Here is a 15,576-nt window from a genome sequence, read left to right on the forward strand (position 1 = left end):
AGCGACATGACCGAGACATCAACCGCCGCCTCGGGCGGCATACCGGCGCAGAACTCCGGATCGGGGGAGCAGCAGTCCAAGGGCGGCTTCCTGTCCAAGGTCCCGGGGGAGGGCAGCTTCTGGCTCGCCGAATGGGCCTTCCCCGTCTTCGTGGCCTGCCTGGCCGCCGGCATCTTCACCGGTACACACCTGTACTACGTCTACCACACCGGCGTGTTCAGCGACGTCGCCGTCGCCTCCATGCTCAAGGCCGGTATGGAGAACGGCAGTTACGGCGCCGCGGCCGCCTTCGGCGCGGGCTTCCTCTTCGCCCGCGTCATCGAGGGGCCCATGGTCGGCATCCTCGACATCGGCGGCTCCCTCCAGACCGGCGTCGGCATCGGCATCCCCGCCATGCTGCTCGGCGCCGGATTCACCGCCCCGCTCGAGCACTTCTGGCTCGCGATCCCGGTGGGCGCCCTCCTCGGCGGCCTGATCGGCATCGCGATCCTCGCCATCCGGCGGGCCACCGTGAACTCGACGGGCGGCACCTCCACCTTCGGCGCCGACGTGATGATGGGCGCGGGCAACTCCGCCGGACGCTATCTGGGCCCGCTCGTCATCATCTCCGCCGCCACCGCGTCCCTGCCGGTCGGCATCGGTTCGACCATCGGCGCCGCCCTCTTCTACAAGTGGCAGAAGCCGCTGACCGGCGGCGCCATCATCGGCGCGATGATCGCGGGCCTCTTCTTCCCGATTCCCGGCAAGTGACCGCCCCCAGGCCTTAGGAAACACCGTGCACTCTCTCCACCACGACCTCGGCACACCGCCGGCCATCAACGCCAGCGGCAAGATGACGGCGCTGGGCGGCAGTGTCCTCAGCGACGGCGTCGTCGCCGCGATGGGCGAGGCCGCCAGACACCACGTCGTCATGGACGACCTGATGGTCGCCGTCGGCCGCGAGATCGCCCGCGCCACCGGCACCGAGGACGGCTGCCCCACCACGGGCGCCGCCTCCGGCATCGCCATCGCGGTCGCCGCGGTCATCGCGGGCACCGACGTGTCCCGCATCGAAGCCCTGCCCGACGCGGGCGACGCCCCCTGCGAGGTGATCCTGCCGCGCGGCCACTCCGTCCACTTCGGCGCGCCCGTACGGCAGATGGTCGCGCTCGGCGGCGGCCGCCCCGTCGAGGTCGGCTCCGCGAACAAGGTGCGCGCCGAGCACCTGGCCGGCGCGATCGGCCCGCGCACCGCGGCCCTGCTGTACGTCCAGTCCCACCACGCCGTACAGAAAGGCATGGTGTCCCTTGCCGAGACCATCGAGGTGGCCCGCGCCCACGGCCTCCCGGTCATCGTCGACGCCGCCGCCGAGGGCGAGCTGCGCCGCTGGCCCGCCACCGGCGCCGACCTCGTGATCTACAGCGGCGGCAAGGCCGTCGGCGGACCCACGTCCGGGATGATCTGCGGCAGCGCCGCGCGCATGGCGGCGTGCCGGGCCCAGTACGGCGGCGTCGCCCGCCCGATGAAGGTCGGCAAGGAGACGCTCTTCGGCCTCGTCCAGGCGCTGCGCGAGTACGGCACCGCCCCGGGCGGCGGGCACCGGACCCGCATGGAGAAGCTCGCCGCGCGCCTCGCGGACCTGCCGGGCCTCACCACCCGCGTCGTCGGCGACGAGGCGGGCCGCGACATTCACCGCACCGAACTCACCGTGGACCCCGAGGCCGCGGGCCGCGACGCGGCCGCTCTCGCCGCCGAACTCGCCGCGGTCGGTGTGTACCTGAGGGACCATCACGCCGCCACGGGACGTCTCGCGATCGACCCGCGCCCCATGAACCCCGACGAAGAGAACCAGCTGGTGGACCGGCTGACCGCACTGCTGGACGGAGAGAACAACCGATGACCGTCGTCGAACGCCGCCTCGTGGTCACCGAGGAGGCAGGACTGCACGCCCGCCCCGCCACCGCCTTCGCCCAGATCGCCGCCCGTGCCGCGGCCGACGTCACCGTCGCACGGGACGACGGCCACGAGGTCCCCGCCCGCAGCGTCCTGTCGCTCATGACCCTCAACATCCGCTGCGGCGACGCCATCGTGCTGCGCGCCAGCGGGGCCGACGCCGAGTCGACCCTGGACGCGCTCGCCGAGATCGCGGCCCCGGCATGACCACGGCCCGTACCCGACCGGAGACACCCATGCACGCCGAAGTCATCGACGCCCTGCGCGCCGCGCGCGTCACCCCGACCGTGCGCGAGGCCGATGCGGACACCGCCGACGCGGTGGCCCGCACCCTCGTCGAATGCGGCCTCACCGCCTTCGAGTTCACCGCCACCACCCCGGGGTGGGAGGGCCTCGTCATGGCCTGGGCCAAGGAGTTCCCCGAGGTGACGCTCGGCCTCGGCACCGTCACCTCGCCCGACATCGCCGAACGCGCCCTGGCCGCCGGTGCGAACTTCCTGGTGAGTCCGTTCCAGGTGCCCGAGGTGCGTCCGGTCGCCGACGCCGCGGGCCGGCTCCTGGTCGAGGGCGGCCTCACGCCCAGCGAGCTGCGCACCGCGGCGGACCGGGGCGTCGCCAAGCTGTTCCCCGGCCATGTCGGAGGCATCGCCTACCTGAAGTCGGTGCTCTCCGTGCTGCCGGGCGCCCGGATCATGGCGACCGGCGGTGTGAGCGTGGACGACGCCGCCACGTGGCTCGCCGCGGGAGCCTTCACGGTGAGCATCGGCAGCGACCTCACCCGCGGCGACGTGGCGGCCAATGTGGCGCGGCTGAAGGAACGCGTCGCGCGCTGACGAACGCTGCGAAGTGCGACGCCGATGTCGCATGGGTGTAACAGGGTGATCATGGCACTGGATACCGGGCGAGGGCATCCGTTGTAGTGGCCCCATGACACGCGAGCCGGCCACACCACCCCGAGGCGGATCGCGGTGGCGACCGGGCATCGGCCTGCTCGCCACCGCGCTGCTCCTGGGCACCGCCACGGGCGCCCGTCACCAGGAGGGGTACCCGCCCGTCCCGGACAGCGCCTGCGAGGCTTCGGCGGCGGCCGCCAAGAACTCGGGCAGGCCCGCACCGGACCTCGACGGCGACGGCCGCCGGGACCTGGCGCTCGGCGTCCCGGCGAGCAACGGCGACGTCTATCAGACCGGCCGGATCGCCCTGCTGCACGGCGCGCGGGCCGACGACCGCACGGTGTTCACGCCCACGGACTTCGACCTGCCCGAGCACGATGCCATGACCTACGAAGAGTCCCCTCCGGTCCTCGCCGACCTGGACGGCGACGGCCCGCTCGACCTCGTGGCGGGCGGCAGCGCCCATGTGCAGTGGGGCGGCGCCCACGGTCCGGACCCCGCTCACAAGGCCGCCCGCGTCTCGCTGCCGCACATCGGCAAGGGGCAGCCCGTACGGATCAGCAGGGGCAACGACGCCTACGAGGACCCGCCGGTGACCGGCGACTTCGACGGCGACGGCCACGCCGACCTGGCCACCTACCGCACCGGCCTGCACAAGCGTCACCTCGTGGTCCTGAGCGGCCCGTTCACCCGCGACGGCAGGCCCGCGCGGATCACCGAACGCTCCGACCCGTACACGGATTCGGCCGACGCCGTCGTCGGTCTGGGGCTCGTCGCGGCGGACATGACCGGCGACGGGGCCACCGATCTTCTGGTGTACGACGTGGGCGAACCGGAACATCCCACACTGCTGGCCGGGGGATCCGACACCGCGAGCGGCCTGGCCGCGCGGGCCGAACGGCTGCCGACGGGCGAGAACGTCGCGGTCGGCGACTTCGACGGCGACGGCAGGCCCGACATCGCCCTCGGCGACAGCGGCATCCCGATGGACGACGAGTTCGCACCCCGCGACCGCAAGGGAAAGGTGACGATCCGCTACGGCAGGGCGCCCGAGGCCCCGGTCGTCTTCGACGGAGGGACCCGCAAGGGCGGTTTCGGCATCGACCTGATGGCCGCGGACGTCAACGGCGACGGCTGCGACGACCTCGCGGTGCGCAGCGACGACGACCGGGTGGGCGGCCATGACCGCGTCGAGGTGCTGCGCGGCGGATCGGCGGGACTCGGCTCCCGGCCGTGGCGCCGGCTGCCGGGGGCGGGCCGCCTGAAGACCGCCGCCGACCTCGACGGCGACGGCCGCGACGAGCTGGTCCTGGCGCAGGGCGATGCCTGGCGGGTGGTCGACGGCTCGGGCGAACGGCTGGAGTCGTTCGACGTCAGGAAGGTGGCGCGGCCTCCGCGCTAGGGCCTGATCCAAACGACAGGCCCTAGGCGGCCGGTGTGCACCCGCGGTGCTCGGGGCGGGGACCCGTCCTCGCGCTCCACTCGCGGCGCGTCGGGTACAGGCTGTACGCCGCCAGGGGACGCACCTCGACCGAGCACACCACGTCGGGACCGGAGTCCGCGCGCACGTGCTCCAGGAGCAGCGCCAGGATCCGCTGCGAAAGGCGTGTCATGGTCCGCTCGCTGCGCCCCGGGAGCAGCGCCACCTCCACGTGCACGACCGGCACGTCGTCGTGCTCGCTGCCGACGACGTACGTCTCCGTGGCGGCGCGGAAGAACGTCTTGCAGGTGCCGCGCGAGCCGGACCCCTCGACGACCAAGGCGTGCAGCTCCGTGGCGAGGGCGCGCCGGTCGAGCGTGTCGGAGAGTCGGGGCGAGTAGTCGACGGTGATCTGAGGCACGGCGCCTCCGTGGCGGACAAGGTGAGTGGGTTTTACATCTACCTGAACGCCACTTTATCCCGTCACGTCTCGTGCCTCGAACCCGCGGGTACGGGTGAGGGCCCGGCCGAAGGCGGCCGAGCCCTCACCCGTCGTGTCACGCCCCGCTGGCGTCGAGCATCTCCTCGCGCTCCACGAGCTTCACGCGCTCGCGGCCCTGGGGCTCGCCGAGCGCCTTCTCGGCGGCGTCCAGCTTGTACCAGCCGTCCCAGGTCGTGTACCGGATGCCGCGCTCGCCGAGGAACTCCTCGACGGACTCCGGGGCGGGCGAGACCGGCTCCTGGAGGCGGCCCTCCGCGTGGTCGGCGAGCAGGTTCGCGACGGTCTCGTTGGCGTCGCCCTTGGTGTGCCCGATGAGGCCCACGGGGCCGCGCCGGATCCAGCCGGTCACGTACGTCGACTGAAGGTGCTCGCCGTTCTCCTGGATGACCCGGCCGCCCTCGTCCGGGACGGTGCCGGACTTGAGGTCCCAGGGCAGCTTGGGCAGTTCGTCGGAGAGGTAGCCCACCGCGCGGTAGACGGCGCCGAGGTCCCAGTCCGTGAAGTTTCCGGTGCCCTTGACGTTGCCGGTGCCGTCCAGCTCCGTGCGCTCGGTGCGCAGGCCGACGACCTTGCCGTCCTCGCCGAGGATCTCGGTCGGCGACTCGAAGAAGTGCAGGAACAGCTTGTGCGGGCGGTCGCCCTCGTCGCGGATCGCCCAGTTCTCCAGGGTCTTGGCGACCATGTCGGTCTGCTTCTCGCTGCGGCGGGCGGCGATCGAGCCCTCGTCGTAGTCGATGTCCTCGGGGTTGACGATGACCTCGATGGACGGGGAGTGGTCGAGCTCGCGCAGCTCCATGGGGCTGAACTTCGCCTGCGCGGGGCCACGACGGCCGAAGACGTGGACCTCCAGGGCCTTGTTCGCCTTCAGGCCCTCGTACACGTTGGCGGGGATCTCGGTCGGCAGCAGTTCGTCCGCCGTCTTCGCGAGCACGCGCGCGACGTCGAGCGCCACGTTGCCGACGCCGAGGACGGCTACCTTCTCGGCCTCCAGCGGCCAGGTGCGCGGGACGTCGGGGTGACCGTCGTACCAGGAGACGAAGTCCGCGGCGCCGTAGGAGCCGTCGAGCTCGATGCCCGGGATGTCGAGCGCCCGGTCCGCCGTGGCGCCGGTGGAGAAGACGATCGCGTCGTAGAAGGCGCGCAGGTCGTCGAGGTCGATGTCGCGCGGGTAGTCGACGTTGCCGAAGAGGCGGATCTGCGGCTTGTCGAGAACCTGGTGCAGGGCCTTCACGATGCCCTTGATGCGCGGGTGGTCGGGTGCGACGCCGTAGCGGATCAGGCCGAACGGGGCCGGCATGCGCTCGAAGAGGTCGATGGACACCCCCGGCTCGGAGGCCGCTTCGGACTTGAGCAGGGCGTCGGCGGCGTAGATGCCGGCGGGGCCGGCTCCGACGATGGCGACCCTCAGGGGGCGAGGCATGGTTCAGGTTCCCTTCGAGTGGTTCCCATGGTCCGTACGTGCTGGTCGGGCCACGAGTGCTTGAGGGGAAGCCTAAAGTAAGGCAAGCCTTAGAAAGTAGGCGGGTCCGGTCTATGGGCACATAAGGCTGCCTTATGGGGGTCGATAGCTTCGCTTGAGGGGCCCGGCCTAAGCTGGAAGATCTGTGGGTCGCGGTCTGTTGGACCTGTTGGATCTGCTCGTCGTGTCATCAGGTAGCGCAGGGAGTGACGTATGTCGGAGGTAACAGAGAGGGCCGTGCTGGCGGGCGGCTGCTTCTGGGGAATGCAGGACTTGATCCGCAAGCGGCCGGGTGTGCTGTCGACGCGGGTGGGCTATTCCGGCGGTGACACCCCGAACGCCACATACCGTAACCACGGCGACCACGCCGAGGCCATCGAGATCGTCTTCGACCCGTCGGTGATCACCTACCGGGACCTGCTGGAGTTCTTCTTCCAGGTCCACGACCCGACCACCAAGGACCGCCAGGGCAACGACCTGGGGCGCAGCTACCGTTCCGCGATCTACTTCACGGACGAGGCCCAGCGTCAGGTCGCCGTCGACACCATCGCGGACGTCGAGGCGAGCGGCCTGTGGCCCGGGAAGGTCGTGACCGAGGTGGAGCCGGTCGGTGACTTCTGGGAGGCCGAGCCGGAGCACCAGGACTATCTGGAGCGCTACCCCGAGGGCTACACCTGCCACTTCCCGCGGCCGAACTGGAAGCTGCCGAAGCGGGCCGCCTGAGCCTTCGCCGTGCGGGCACCATTCCCTGTCGGGAGTGGTGCCCGCAGGCATCTTGTTTCCGTGTACACGTAAATACATGATGGCTGCATGCATAAGCGGGAGTCGAAGACCACGAGCCCCTTCAAGCAGCCCAAGGCCGTCTGGGCCGTCGCGTTCGCCTGCGTCATCTCCTTCATGGGCATCGGTCTCGTGGACCCGATCCTGCCCGCCCTCGCCGACAGCCTGCATGCCACGCCCAGCCAGGTGTCCCTGCTGTTCAGCAGCTATCTCATCGTCACCGCGGTCGCGATGCTCGTCGTCGGCTGGTTCTCCAGCCGGTTCGGCGCCAAGCGCACCCTCGTCATCGGCCTGAGCGTCATCGTCGTCTTCTCGGCGCTCGCCGGAGCCACCGGCTCCATCAACGGCATCGTGGGCTTCCGGGCCGGCTGGGGGCTCGGCAACGCGCTCTTCATCGCCACGTCCCTGGCCGTCATCGTCGCGTCCGCGAGCGGCGGCTTCGGCGGCGCGATCATCCTCTACGAGACCGCGCTCGGCCTCGGCATCGCCGTCGGACCGCTGCTCGGCGGCGAGCTGGGGGCGATCAGCTGGCGCGGACCGTTCTTCGGCGTCGCCGTCCTGATGGCCATCGCGCTGATCGCCACGATCGCCTTCGTCCCCGACCTGCCCAGGCCCAAAAGGATCACGTCGCCCCTCGCCCCGCTCAAGGCGCTGCGCCACCGCGGACTGCTGACCATGGGCGTCATGGCGCTGCTCTACAACTGGGGCTTCTTCACGATGCTCGGGTACGCGCCGTACCCCATGGAACTCGATGCCCACCGGCTCGGCCTGGTCTTCACCGGCTGGGGGCTCCTCGTCGCCCTGTTCAGCGTCTACTTCGCCCCGCGCCTTCAGGCCCGCTACGGCACCGCGGCCGTCCTCTACGCGAATCTGTTCTGCCTCGGCGTCGTGATGGCGGTCATCGCCGCCGGGGTCTCGACGCCGACCGTGGTGATCGTCGCGGTCGTCGTCAGCGGTGCCTTCATCGGCATCAACAACACGCTCACCACGCAGGCCGTCATGCTGGTCTCGCCGGTGGAACGGCCCGTCGCCTCGTCCGCGTACGGCTTCCTGCGTTTCATCGGCGGCGGCCTCGCCCCGTACGTCGCGGGCAGGCTGGCCGACGCCATGGACCTCAGCGTGCCCTTCTACCTGGCCGCGCTCACCTTCCTCCTCGCCATCCCGGTCCTCGCCAGCGGGCACCGGCTGCTGCTGCGGGCCGAGGCGGACCTGGGCGGGGGAGAGCCGGTCCAGCCGTCGCTCACGCCCGTGGGCGCCGTGGCCCGAGGCTCCGACCCGCGCGTCGTCGTCGCCGTCGGGGACCACGACCGGGCGCCCGCCATCGTCGACGCCGCCGCGCGCCTCGCCCGGGACACCGGCAGCCCGCTGGAGGTCGTGCACGTCCGGCAGACCGCCGTGGTCGACGACCAGGCCGCCGACGCCGAGGACCTGGCCCAGGCCCGCGCCGCCGTGCAGGACCACCTCGACCGGCTCGCGGGGCAGGGCGTGGCCGCCGGCGGGCAGGTGCTCAACAGCGTCGGAGACCACGCCGCCGCCGGCCGTGCGCTGGCCCGGCACGCGGCGGAGGCGGGCGCGCGCGTCGTGGCCGTCGGGCACTCGCCGCGCGGCCCGCTCGCCCAGTTCGCCGACGGCAGCTTCACCACCGCGCTCACCCACGCCTGCGCCTGCACCGTCGTCCTCGTCGGCACCGGCACGGATTCGCCGCCGCGCCCGCTGACGGCGGCGGCCCTTGCCGAACTGCGCGGCGCCGGGGCCTGAGCCGCCGCCACGTTTGATCCGCCGCGATTCGGTGAGACGAAGGATCAGTTGACAACGGGGAGGTACGGGGATGTTCGGACCGTCAAGTGGCCAGTGGGTGCGCACACGCACCGAAGAAGACACGAAGGCCTTCATCAAGGAGAAGGAGCTCGAGCAGGAGCTGCGCGGGCAACCGGGGAAGGGCACCGCGATCCTGACCGGGATCGTGGTGCTGTTCCTCCTCGGCTGGCTCATCTACGCACTCGTGCGCTGAGCCCGATTCTCAGCGGATCGCGCGTACGCCGTCGATGAGGGCGCTCACCCCGCGCTCCACCTTGGAGCGCGGGCAGCCCACATTGAGCCGCACATGGCCGGCCGCGCCGTACGCGGTGCCCGGCATGATCGCCACCCGCTGCCGCTCGACCAGCTCACGCTGGAGCGCCTCCTCGTCGATGCCGAGGGGGCGCAGATCGATCCAGGCGAGGTAGCCGGCCTCGGGCGGCGTCCAGGCGAGTTCGGGGAACGCCTCGGCCAGGCGCTCCGCCACGTAGGACAGGTTGCCGCGCAGATACGTGCCGAGCGCGTCCAGCCATGCGCCGCCCTCCCGGTAGGCCGCGATGTGGCCGACGACCGACAGCACCGCGGGGGACGACAGACCGTCGGCCTCCTTGAGCCGGTGCAGGTACGCGTCCCGAGTGCCGGGGTCCCCGACGATGCCGTAACTTCCGGTCAGCGCCGGGATGTTGAAGGACTTCGACGCGGACGTGGCGACCGCCCACCGGGTACCGGGGACCGCGTGCAGCGTCCACGGCCGGTGCACGGCCGGCGGGTGGGCGAGGTCCGAGTGGATCTCGTCGCTGATGACCGCCACACCGTGGCGCGCGCACAGGTCCGCCATGCGGTCCAGCTCCGCCGCCGTCCAGACGTGACCGGTGGGATTGTGCGGGGAACACAGCAGCAGCACCGAGGTGTCCGGCAGCGCCAGCAGCCGCTCCAGTTCCGCCCAGTCGCCCAACGGGCAGGTGAGCAGCCGCCGTTCGTGCGCGGCCACCGTCTTGGGGAAGGCGTCGTAGGTCGGCGAGTGCGTCACGACACCGTCGCCGGGCCGCGACCACAGGCGCAGCAGCTGCCCGACCTGGTAGATGACGGACGGGCCGTAGACGATGGACTGCGGGTCCACGGGGGCGTCGTGCCGGGCGGCGTACCAGTCCACGATCGCGGACAGGAAGTCCTCGTGGCGCCAGCGGGAGTACCCGAGGACGCCGTGTTCGAGCCGGGTGCGCAGCGCCGCCAGGACCTCGGGGGCCGTCTCGAAGTCCATGTCGGAGATCGTGAACGGCAGCAGGTCCGGCACGCCGAAGCGGTCCTCGACGTAGTCCCACTGCGTGCACCAGGTGCCGTGCCGGTCGACGACCGTGTCGAATTCGTAGACGGGGGAGCCGGCGGAGCCGGGGGAGGGGTCTCGCACGGCTCAGCCCACCGGGACCATCGTGGCGATGGCGTCCTTCACGGACTGCACCTGCGGGCCTATGACCACCTGCACGGTGTGCGCGTCGAGCTTCACGACGCCGACGGCGCCCAGCTTCTTCAGACGCGGCTCGTCCACGCGCTCCGCGTCCTCGACCGTCAGCCGAAGCCGTGTGATGCAGTTGTCGAGCGAGGTGATGTTGTCCGCGCCGCCGATCGCATCGAGGATCGCCACCGCGTCGTACTTCCCCGCGACCAGCTCGCGGGGCGCACCGGACTCGTCCGCCGCGTCCTTCGGGTCCTCGGCCGTCTCCTCCTCGCGGCCGGGCGTCTTGAGGTCGAAGCGCACGATCGCCCAGCGGAACAGGAAGTAGTAGACCGCGAACCACACGGCGGCGATCACCGGCACCAGATACCACTTGGTGGTCGTCCCTTGCAGCACTCCAAAGACGAGCCAGTCGATGACATTGCCGTCCGTGTTGCCGATGAACACCCCGAGAACGGCGGCGGCGAGGAAGCCGAGGCCGACGAGGACCGCGTGCAGGAAGTACAGCCACGGCGCGATGAACAGGAACAGGAACTCCAGCGGTTCGGTGATGCCGCCGACGACACAGGCCACGACACCGGATACCAGGAGCGCCTTGATCTCGGGACGCATGCTCTTGCGGGCGCAGTGGTACATCGCGAGCGCGGCGCCCGGCAGACCGCCGAGGTAGGCCGCCATCTTGCCCTGCGACAGGAAGTGGGTCGCGTCCGTGACGGCGGCCGTCGGCGGCTTCGAGCAGTTGAGCTGCGCGTAGAACATGTTCAGCGCGCCGGAGACCTGGTCCCCGCACACCGCGCCGGAGCCGCCGACGTCCGTGAAGCGGAACATGGCGACGAGGATGTGGTGCAGGCCCACCGGGCGCAGCAGCACCTCGCCCATGCCGAAGAAGAACGGTCCGAAGACCCCCGCGTGACCGATCGCGCGGCCCAGGTCGGTGATCCAGCCGTTGAACGTTGGCCACACCAGCGGGATGAGCAGGCCGAGCACGCTCAGTGTCAGCGCGGAGATGATCGGCACGAAGCGCAGACCACCGAAGAAGGCCAGCGCGTCGGGCATCCGCTGAGTACGAAACCGCTGGTGAAGCAAGCTGACAACGATGCCAACGGCGACCGCGCCGAGGAGTCCCGTATCGATGGACTGGATGCCGATGACATCGGCGATGCCGTAGTGGGCGATGGTCTTCGCGTCGTCGAAGTCCACACCCTTGGCGGTGAGGAAGAAGTTCACCGCGAGGTTCATCGCGGCGTAGCCGACGAAGCCGGAGAACGCGGCCACGCCCTTGTCCTCTCGGGCGAGCCCGAGGGGGATGGCCATCGCGAACATCACGGGCAGGAACTGGAAGGCGACCTGGCCGGTATTGGCCATCCACGTGAAGACCAGGTGGAAGCCCTGGCCCTGAAGGAAGGTCAGATTGCCGGTGACGGCCTCGCTGGAGAGCGAGGAGCCGATGCCCAGCATGATGCCGCAGAACGCGAGCAGCGCCACGGGGAGCATGAACGTCTTGCCGAGGCTCTGGAGGAACTCCCAGAGCGCGGCCTTGGTCTTGTGCATGGGAGGTGTGTCGTCTTTCGGACCTGTGCGGGAGGCGTGCGGGAGCCGGCCCACAGGGGTCACGAGCCGACGCGAGCGGTCGGGTCACGTGCCACACACAGGGATCGCCCGTCGAGCAGCGTCGAGGGTGTCCGATCCGCTGCAACGGATGAGATCACAGCAGGTCGGGCCCTGTCTACGGCGTAGGGGCCCGCCCCTTCGCCGATCCGTCACGAGGCCCCTGGTCCGTGAAGGCCACCTCCGAGGCCGCCACGATGTGCGCGCCCATGTTGCGCCGCATCATCTCCAGCGCGGCGCTCGCGAGCTCCGGATGGATGGCGGCCACCGCGTCGTGCGGCACCGTGGTCCGCAGATGACGGATGTGCGCATCCAGCGCCGAGTAGAGCACGCACTGCTCGGTGACCTGGCCGCACAGCACGATGTGCCCGACGCCCAGTTCCCACAGCAGGTACGAGAGCGGGGTCTCGTAGAAGATCGAGTGGCGGGCCTTGACGACGAAGAGGGAGTCGCCGTCGGGGCGCAGCGGCTCCACCAGCTCGGCGTGCGGACCGGCAAGCGCGGCCTCCACCAGTTCGCCGTGGTGCGAGCGCCACTCGCCGAAGTTGTCATTGACGTAGATCACCGGCACCCCGGCGGTGCGCGCCCGGTCGAGCAGTTCCACGACGGCGGGGACGACGGCGCGGGACGCGGGCAGCAGCAGCTCGGCGTCGTCGTGGTCGTAGGTGTTGATCATGTCGATCACGACGAGCGCCGAGCCATCGGCCGACGGGGCGGGCGTGCGCTCGGTCATCGCCGGCTCATCCGAAGGCCTCGCGCAGGGCGGGCAGCAGCTTCTCCTCGGACCACTCGAGGAAGCCGCGCTGCTGGTCGCCGCCGATCTGGACCAGCGCGAGACCGGTGAATCCGGCGTCGGCGAAGGGCCGCGCCGCCTTCACGAACTCCTCCACGTCGTCGCCGCACGGGATCGACTCCGCGACGTCCTCGGGCCTTACGAACTGGGTCGCGCCCTCGAAGGAATCGGGGTGCGGCAGCTCGGCGTTGACCTTCCAGCCGCCGGCGAACCAGCGGAACTGCTCGTGCGCGCGGGCGACCGCGGCCCTGCGGTCGGGGTCGTAGGAGACGGGCAGCTGGCCGATGCGCGGCTTGCCCTCGCCGCCGTGCCGCTCGAAGGCGGCCAGGAGGTCCGCCTTGGGCTCGGTGGCGATGAGCAGATCGGCGAGGCGGCCCGCAAGCGCGCAGGACTGCTCGCCCGACACGGCGATGCCGATCGGCGGGGCGGTCTCGGGCAGATCCCACAGACGGGCCGAGTCCACGTCGTAGTGCCTGCCGTGGTGCGTGACGTGCCCGCCCTCGAACAGGGCGCGGATGATCGTGACGGCCTCCTCGAACATCTCGTGCCGCACATCCACCGCGGGCCAGCCCTGACCCACCACGTGTTCGTTGAGGTTCTCCCCGGAACCGAGCCCGAGGCGGAAACGGCCCTCGGAGAGCAGCTGCATCGTCGCCGCCTTCTGCGCCACCACAGCCGGGTGGTAGCGGAAGGTCGGACAGGTCACGTACGTCATGAGCGGCAGCCGCGACGTCGCCTGCGCGACCGCCCCGAGCACGCTCCAGGCATACGGGGAGTGGCCCTGGGAACGCAGCCAGGGGAAGTAGTGGTCACTGGTCACCGAGAAGTCGAACCCCGTCTCCTCGGCCCCGACCGCGTGACCCACCAGCTCGCACGGTCCCGCCTGCTCGGTCATCAAGGTGTATCCGATGTCCATGGTCACCGCGTTCCCTGTCGGAGCGATATCTAACAGTTTGGGCGATTCTGCTCGACGGGAAATTGTCCACCACTGTTTCCACCACTGTTTTCAGCACTGTTTCCATCACTGATTGAAAAGTGTGCCGCCCCGTGCTTTCCTGCGCGCATGCCCACCGACACCACGCGGGCGGCACTGCTGGACGCCGCCGAACGGCTCTTCCTCGCCAAGGGGTACGAGCAGGTGTCGGTCCGCGCGGTCAACGCGGAAGCGGGCATGAATCCGGCCGCGGTCCACTACCACTTCGGCACCAAGGAAGACCTGGTCGCCGCGCTGCTGCAAAGCCGGCTGGGCCCGCTGTGGGCGCGGCCGCTCGCCGACGTGGAGCGCAAGGCGGCCGACGGAAGGACACCCCGCGTCGAGGAGTTCGTCGAGGTACTGGTGCGGCCGCTCGACGAGCTGACCCGGACCCCGCACGGCCGCATGCTGCTGCACCTGCTCGCCCGTGTCGTGCTGCGCCGCCGCGAACTCCCCTTTGACGAGCGGTGGTTCGGGCACGGCCCGTGGCGCGAGCTGCTGTGCGCCGCGCGGCCCGAGCTCTCCAGGGCGGAGGCGGGGCACCGCCTGCGCATGACGTTCGACCTGCTGCTCCAGCTCTACGGGGAGCCGCAGCTGGCCACCGCCGAGCTGGGCGGCACCCCGCGTCCCCCGGCGGACACGGTCATCGCCTTCGTCACGGCGGGCCTCGACGCCCGTCCGTGAACCGACAGTTGAGGAGTTGCACAGCCATGAGCACAGCCGACTCCACCCGCGACACCACCGGGCCCGCTCCCGATCTGCTCGCCCCCGCGCGCCTCGGGCCCCTCACCCTCCGTAACCGCGTCATCAAGGCGGCCACCTTCGAAGGTGTCACCCGCGACGCCCTGGTCAGCGACGAACTCATCGAGTACCACCGGCGCCCCTCGGCCGGCGGCGTCGGCATGACGACCGTCGCGTACTGCGCCGTCGCCCCCGAGGGCCGCACCGAACGCGACCAGATCCACATGCGGCCCGAGGCCGTGCCCGGCCTGCGCCGGCTCACCGAGGCCGTGCACGCGGAGGGCGCCGCGGTCTCGGCGCAGATCGGCCACGCGGGACCCGTCGCCGACCCCGCCTCCAACGGACTGCCCGCGCTCGCCCCCAGCCGCTTCCTGAACCTCCAGTCCTTCCGCTTCGCCCGCCCGGCCACCCGCGACGACATCGCGCGCGTCACCCGCGCCCACGCCCGCGCGGCCCGCACCGCCGTCGAGGCCGGATTCGACGCGGTGGAGATCCACCTCGGCCACAACTACTTCGCCAGCTCCTTCCTCAGCCCGAAACTCAACAAGCGCAAGGACGAGTACGGCGGCTGCCTCGCCAACCGGGCCAAGGTGGCCCGGGGCGTGGCCCGCGCGGTCCGCGACGAGGTCGGCGACGAGATCGCGATCACCGCCAAGCTCAATATGGACGACGGTGTCTCCGGCGGCATCTGGCTCGACGAGAGCCTGCGCACCGCCGCCTGGCTGGAGGCCGACGGCAGCGTCGACGCGCTCGAACTCACCGCGGGCAGCTCCCTGCTGAACCCCATGTACCTGTTCCGTGGGGGCGCGCCCGTGCGCCAGTTCGCGGCCACGTTCCCCCAGCCCCAGAGGTTCGGCATCGAGCGCGTCGGAAAGAAGTTCATCCGCGCCTATCCCTACGAGGAGGCGTATCTGCTGCCTTCGGCGCGCCAGTTCAGGGCCGCGCTGAGGCTGCCGCTGATCCTGCTCGGCGGCATCGCGGACCGTGAGACCGCCGAACAGGCCATGGCGGAGGGCTTCGAGTTCGTGGCGATGGGGCGCGCGCTGCTGCGCGAACCCGGCCTCATCAAGCGCTTCGCCGAGGACCGTGCGGCCGACCGGCCCACGCACTCGCTGTGCATCCACTGCAACCGCTGCATGCCCACCATCTACACCGGCACGCGCTGCGTCCTGATCGAGCCGGAACCCTTCCACGCGCGGGGCCATTGAACAGCTGACACTGCCCG

16 protein-coding genes are annotated in these 15,576 nt (G+C 70.9%); 10 read left to right on the top strand and 6 right to left on the bottom strand.

Translation table 11 applies throughout. The features are described 5' to 3' along the window. The first annotated feature begins 6 nt into the window (after window positions 1-6). The 5 genes from ACNYS0_RS42410 to ACNYS0_RS42430 all read left to right on the top strand — a co-directional run bounded on the left by ACNYS0_RS42410 (window position 7) and on the right by ACNYS0_RS42430 (window position 4,227). A complete protein-coding gene (locus ACNYS0_RS42410) occupies window positions 7-750 on the top strand; it encodes a DUF4310 family protein (RefSeq protein WP_422482229.1) in 744 nt (247 codons plus the stop codon). 25 nt (window positions 751-775) lie between these two features. Next, window positions 776-1,879: a DgaE family pyridoxal phosphate-dependent ammonia lyase gene (locus ACNYS0_RS42415; protein WP_422482231.1), complete on the top strand. Its 1,104-nt coding sequence runs from the start codon at window positions 776-778 to the stop codon at window positions 1,877-1,879. Further along, complete coding sequence (locus ACNYS0_RS42420; RefSeq protein ID WP_422428625.1) at window positions 1,876-2,139, top strand: HPr family phosphocarrier protein; 264 nt, start codon at window positions 1,876-1,878, stop codon at window positions 2,137-2,139. The genes ACNYS0_RS42415 and ACNYS0_RS42420 overlap by 4 nt, the downstream gene beginning before the upstream one ends. Window positions 2,140-2,168: 29 nt before the next feature. After that, a complete protein-coding gene (locus tag ACNYS0_RS42425; RefSeq protein ID WP_422482233.1) occupies window positions 2,169-2,765 on the top strand; it encodes a bifunctional 4-hydroxy-2-oxoglutarate aldolase/2-dehydro-3-deoxy-phosphogluconate aldolase in 597 nt (198 codons plus the stop codon). A 94-nt stretch (window positions 2,766-2,859) separates the two neighbouring features. Beyond that, a complete protein-coding gene (locus ACNYS0_RS42430; RefSeq protein WP_422482235.1) occupies window positions 2,860-4,227 on the top strand; it encodes an FG-GAP repeat domain-containing protein in 1,368 nt (455 codons plus the stop codon). Window positions 4,228-4,249: 22 nt separating this feature from the next. On the opposite strand, the gene ACNYS0_RS42435 is transcribed toward ACNYS0_RS42430, so the two are convergent. Together ACNYS0_RS42435 and ACNYS0_RS42440 are read right to left on the bottom strand one after the other, a co-directional pair. Then, a complete protein-coding gene (locus tag ACNYS0_RS42435) occupies window positions 4,250-4,666 on the bottom strand; it encodes a 5-carboxymethyl-2-hydroxymuconate Delta-isomerase (RefSeq protein ID WP_422482237.1) in 417 nt (138 codons plus the stop codon). Between the two features lie 136 nt (window positions 4,667-4,802). After that, the gene (locus ACNYS0_RS42440) at window positions 4,803-6,167 is read right to left on the bottom strand and encodes an FAD-dependent oxidoreductase (protein WP_422482239.1); all 1,365 of its coding nucleotides are present in this window, start codon (window positions 6,165-6,167) and stop codon (window positions 4,803-4,805) included. Between the two features lie 252 nt (window positions 6,168-6,419). On the opposite strand from ACNYS0_RS42440, the gene msrA reads away from it, so the two are divergent. The 3 genes from msrA (at window position 6,420) to ACNYS0_RS42455 (ending at window position 8,997) form a co-directional block, all read left to right on the top strand. After that, entirely contained in the window at window positions 6,420-6,929 is a 510-nt protein-coding gene (msrA, locus tag ACNYS0_RS42445) for a peptide-methionine (S)-S-oxide reductase MsrA (protein ID WP_422482242.1), read from the top strand. Window positions 6,930-7,016: 87 nt separating this feature from the next. Continuing rightward, complete coding sequence (locus tag ACNYS0_RS42450) at window positions 7,017-8,744, top strand: MFS transporter (protein ID WP_422482244.1); 1,728 nt, start codon at window positions 7,017-7,019, stop codon at window positions 8,742-8,744. A gap of 70 nt (window positions 8,745-8,814) precedes the next feature. After that, complete coding sequence (locus ACNYS0_RS42455) at window positions 8,815-8,997, top strand: hypothetical protein (RefSeq protein ID WP_422482246.1); 183 nt, start codon at window positions 8,815-8,817, stop codon at window positions 8,995-8,997. 9 nt (window positions 8,998-9,006) lie between these two features. Here the strand turns inward: ACNYS0_RS42455 and ACNYS0_RS42460 are convergent, their stop codons facing one another. From ACNYS0_RS42460 to ACNYS0_RS42475, 4 genes are all read right to left on the bottom strand, one after another. Then, on the bottom strand, window positions 9,007-10,191 hold the full coding sequence (locus ACNYS0_RS42460) for a MalY/PatB family protein (RefSeq protein WP_422482248.1): 1,185 nt from the start codon (window positions 10,189-10,191) through the stop codon (window positions 9,007-9,009). A gap of 3 nt (window positions 10,192-10,194) precedes the next feature. Beyond that, window positions 10,195-11,787 (bottom strand): maltose/glucose-specific PTS transporter subunit IIBC, encoded by a 1,593-nt coding sequence (gene malX / locus ACNYS0_RS42465; RefSeq protein WP_422482250.1) that lies wholly within the window; start codon window positions 11,785-11,787, stop codon window positions 10,195-10,197. Between the two features lie 175 nt (window positions 11,788-11,962). After that, on the bottom strand, window positions 11,963-12,577 hold the full coding sequence (locus tag ACNYS0_RS42470) for a cysteine hydrolase family protein (protein ID WP_422482252.1): 615 nt from the start codon (window positions 12,575-12,577) through the stop codon (window positions 11,963-11,965). A gap of 7 nt (window positions 12,578-12,584) precedes the next feature. Further along, complete coding sequence (locus ACNYS0_RS42475) at window positions 12,585-13,553, bottom strand: LLM class F420-dependent oxidoreductase (RefSeq protein ID WP_422482254.1); 969 nt, start codon at window positions 13,551-13,553, stop codon at window positions 12,585-12,587. A 147-nt stretch (window positions 13,554-13,700) separates the two neighbouring features. Between ACNYS0_RS42475 and ACNYS0_RS42480 the strand changes: the two genes are divergently transcribed. Beyond that, window positions 13,701-14,294 (top strand): TetR/AcrR family transcriptional regulator, encoded by a 594-nt coding sequence (locus tag ACNYS0_RS42480; RefSeq protein ID WP_422482256.1) that lies wholly within the window; start codon window positions 13,701-13,703, stop codon window positions 14,292-14,294. A 26-nt stretch (window positions 14,295-14,320) separates the two neighbouring features. After that, complete coding sequence (locus tag ACNYS0_RS42485; RefSeq protein WP_422482258.1) at window positions 14,321-15,559, top strand: NADH:flavin oxidoreductase; 1,239 nt, start codon at window positions 14,321-14,323, stop codon at window positions 15,557-15,559. Window positions 15,560-15,576: the final 17 nt, after the last annotated feature.

Source organism: Streptomyces anthophorae (genome assembly GCF_049310305.1).
In the GTDB taxonomy this organism is placed as follows: Bacteria; Actinomycetota; Actinomycetes; order Streptomycetales; family Streptomycetaceae; genus Streptomyces.

Excerpts from the sequence above, each read along its gene's own strand:
- ACNYS0_RS42410 (WP_422482229.1), top strand. The coding sequence starts at position 7 with ATGACCGAGACATCAACCGCCGCCTCGGGCGGCATACCGGCGCAGAAC.
- ACNYS0_RS42420 (WP_422428625.1), top strand. The coding sequence starts at position 1,876 with ATGACCGTCGTCGAACGCCGCCTCGTGGTCACCGAGGAGGCAGGACTG.
- ACNYS0_RS42425 (WP_422482233.1), top strand. The coding sequence starts at position 2,169 with ATGCACGCCGAAGTCATCGACGCCCTGCGCGCCGCGCGCGTCACCCCG.
- ACNYS0_RS42430 (WP_422482235.1), top strand. The coding sequence starts at position 2,860 with ATGACACGCGAGCCGGCCACACCACCCCGAGGCGGATCGCGGTGGCGA.
- ACNYS0_RS42440 (WP_422482239.1), bottom strand. The coding sequence starts at position 6,167 with ATGCCTCGCCCCCTGAGGGTCGCCATCGTCGGAGCCGGCCCCGCCGGC.
- msrA (WP_422482242.1), top strand. The coding sequence starts at position 6,420 with ATGTCGGAGGTAACAGAGAGGGCCGTGCTGGCGGGCGGCTGCTTCTGG.
- ACNYS0_RS42450 (WP_422482244.1), top strand. The coding sequence starts at position 7,017 with ATGCATAAGCGGGAGTCGAAGACCACGAGCCCCTTCAAGCAGCCCAAG.
- ACNYS0_RS42455 (WP_422482246.1), top strand. The coding sequence starts at position 8,815 with ATGTTCGGACCGTCAAGTGGCCAGTGGGTGCGCACACGCACCGAAGAA.
- malX (WP_422482250.1), bottom strand. The coding sequence starts at position 11,787 with ATGCACAAGACCAAGGCCGCGCTCTGGGAGTTCCTCCAGAGCCTCGGC.
- ACNYS0_RS42470 (WP_422482252.1), bottom strand. The coding sequence starts at position 12,577 with ATGACCGAGCGCACGCCCGCCCCGTCGGCCGATGGCTCGGCGCTCGTC.
- ACNYS0_RS42475 (WP_422482254.1), bottom strand. The coding sequence starts at position 13,553 with ATGGACATCGGATACACCTTGATGACCGAGCAGGCGGGACCGTGCGAG.
- ACNYS0_RS42480 (WP_422482256.1), top strand. The coding sequence starts at position 13,701 with ATGCCCACCGACACCACGCGGGCGGCACTGCTGGACGCCGCCGAACGG.
- ACNYS0_RS42485 (WP_422482258.1), top strand. The coding sequence starts at position 14,321 with ATGAGCACAGCCGACTCCACCCGCGACACCACCGGGCCCGCTCCCGAT.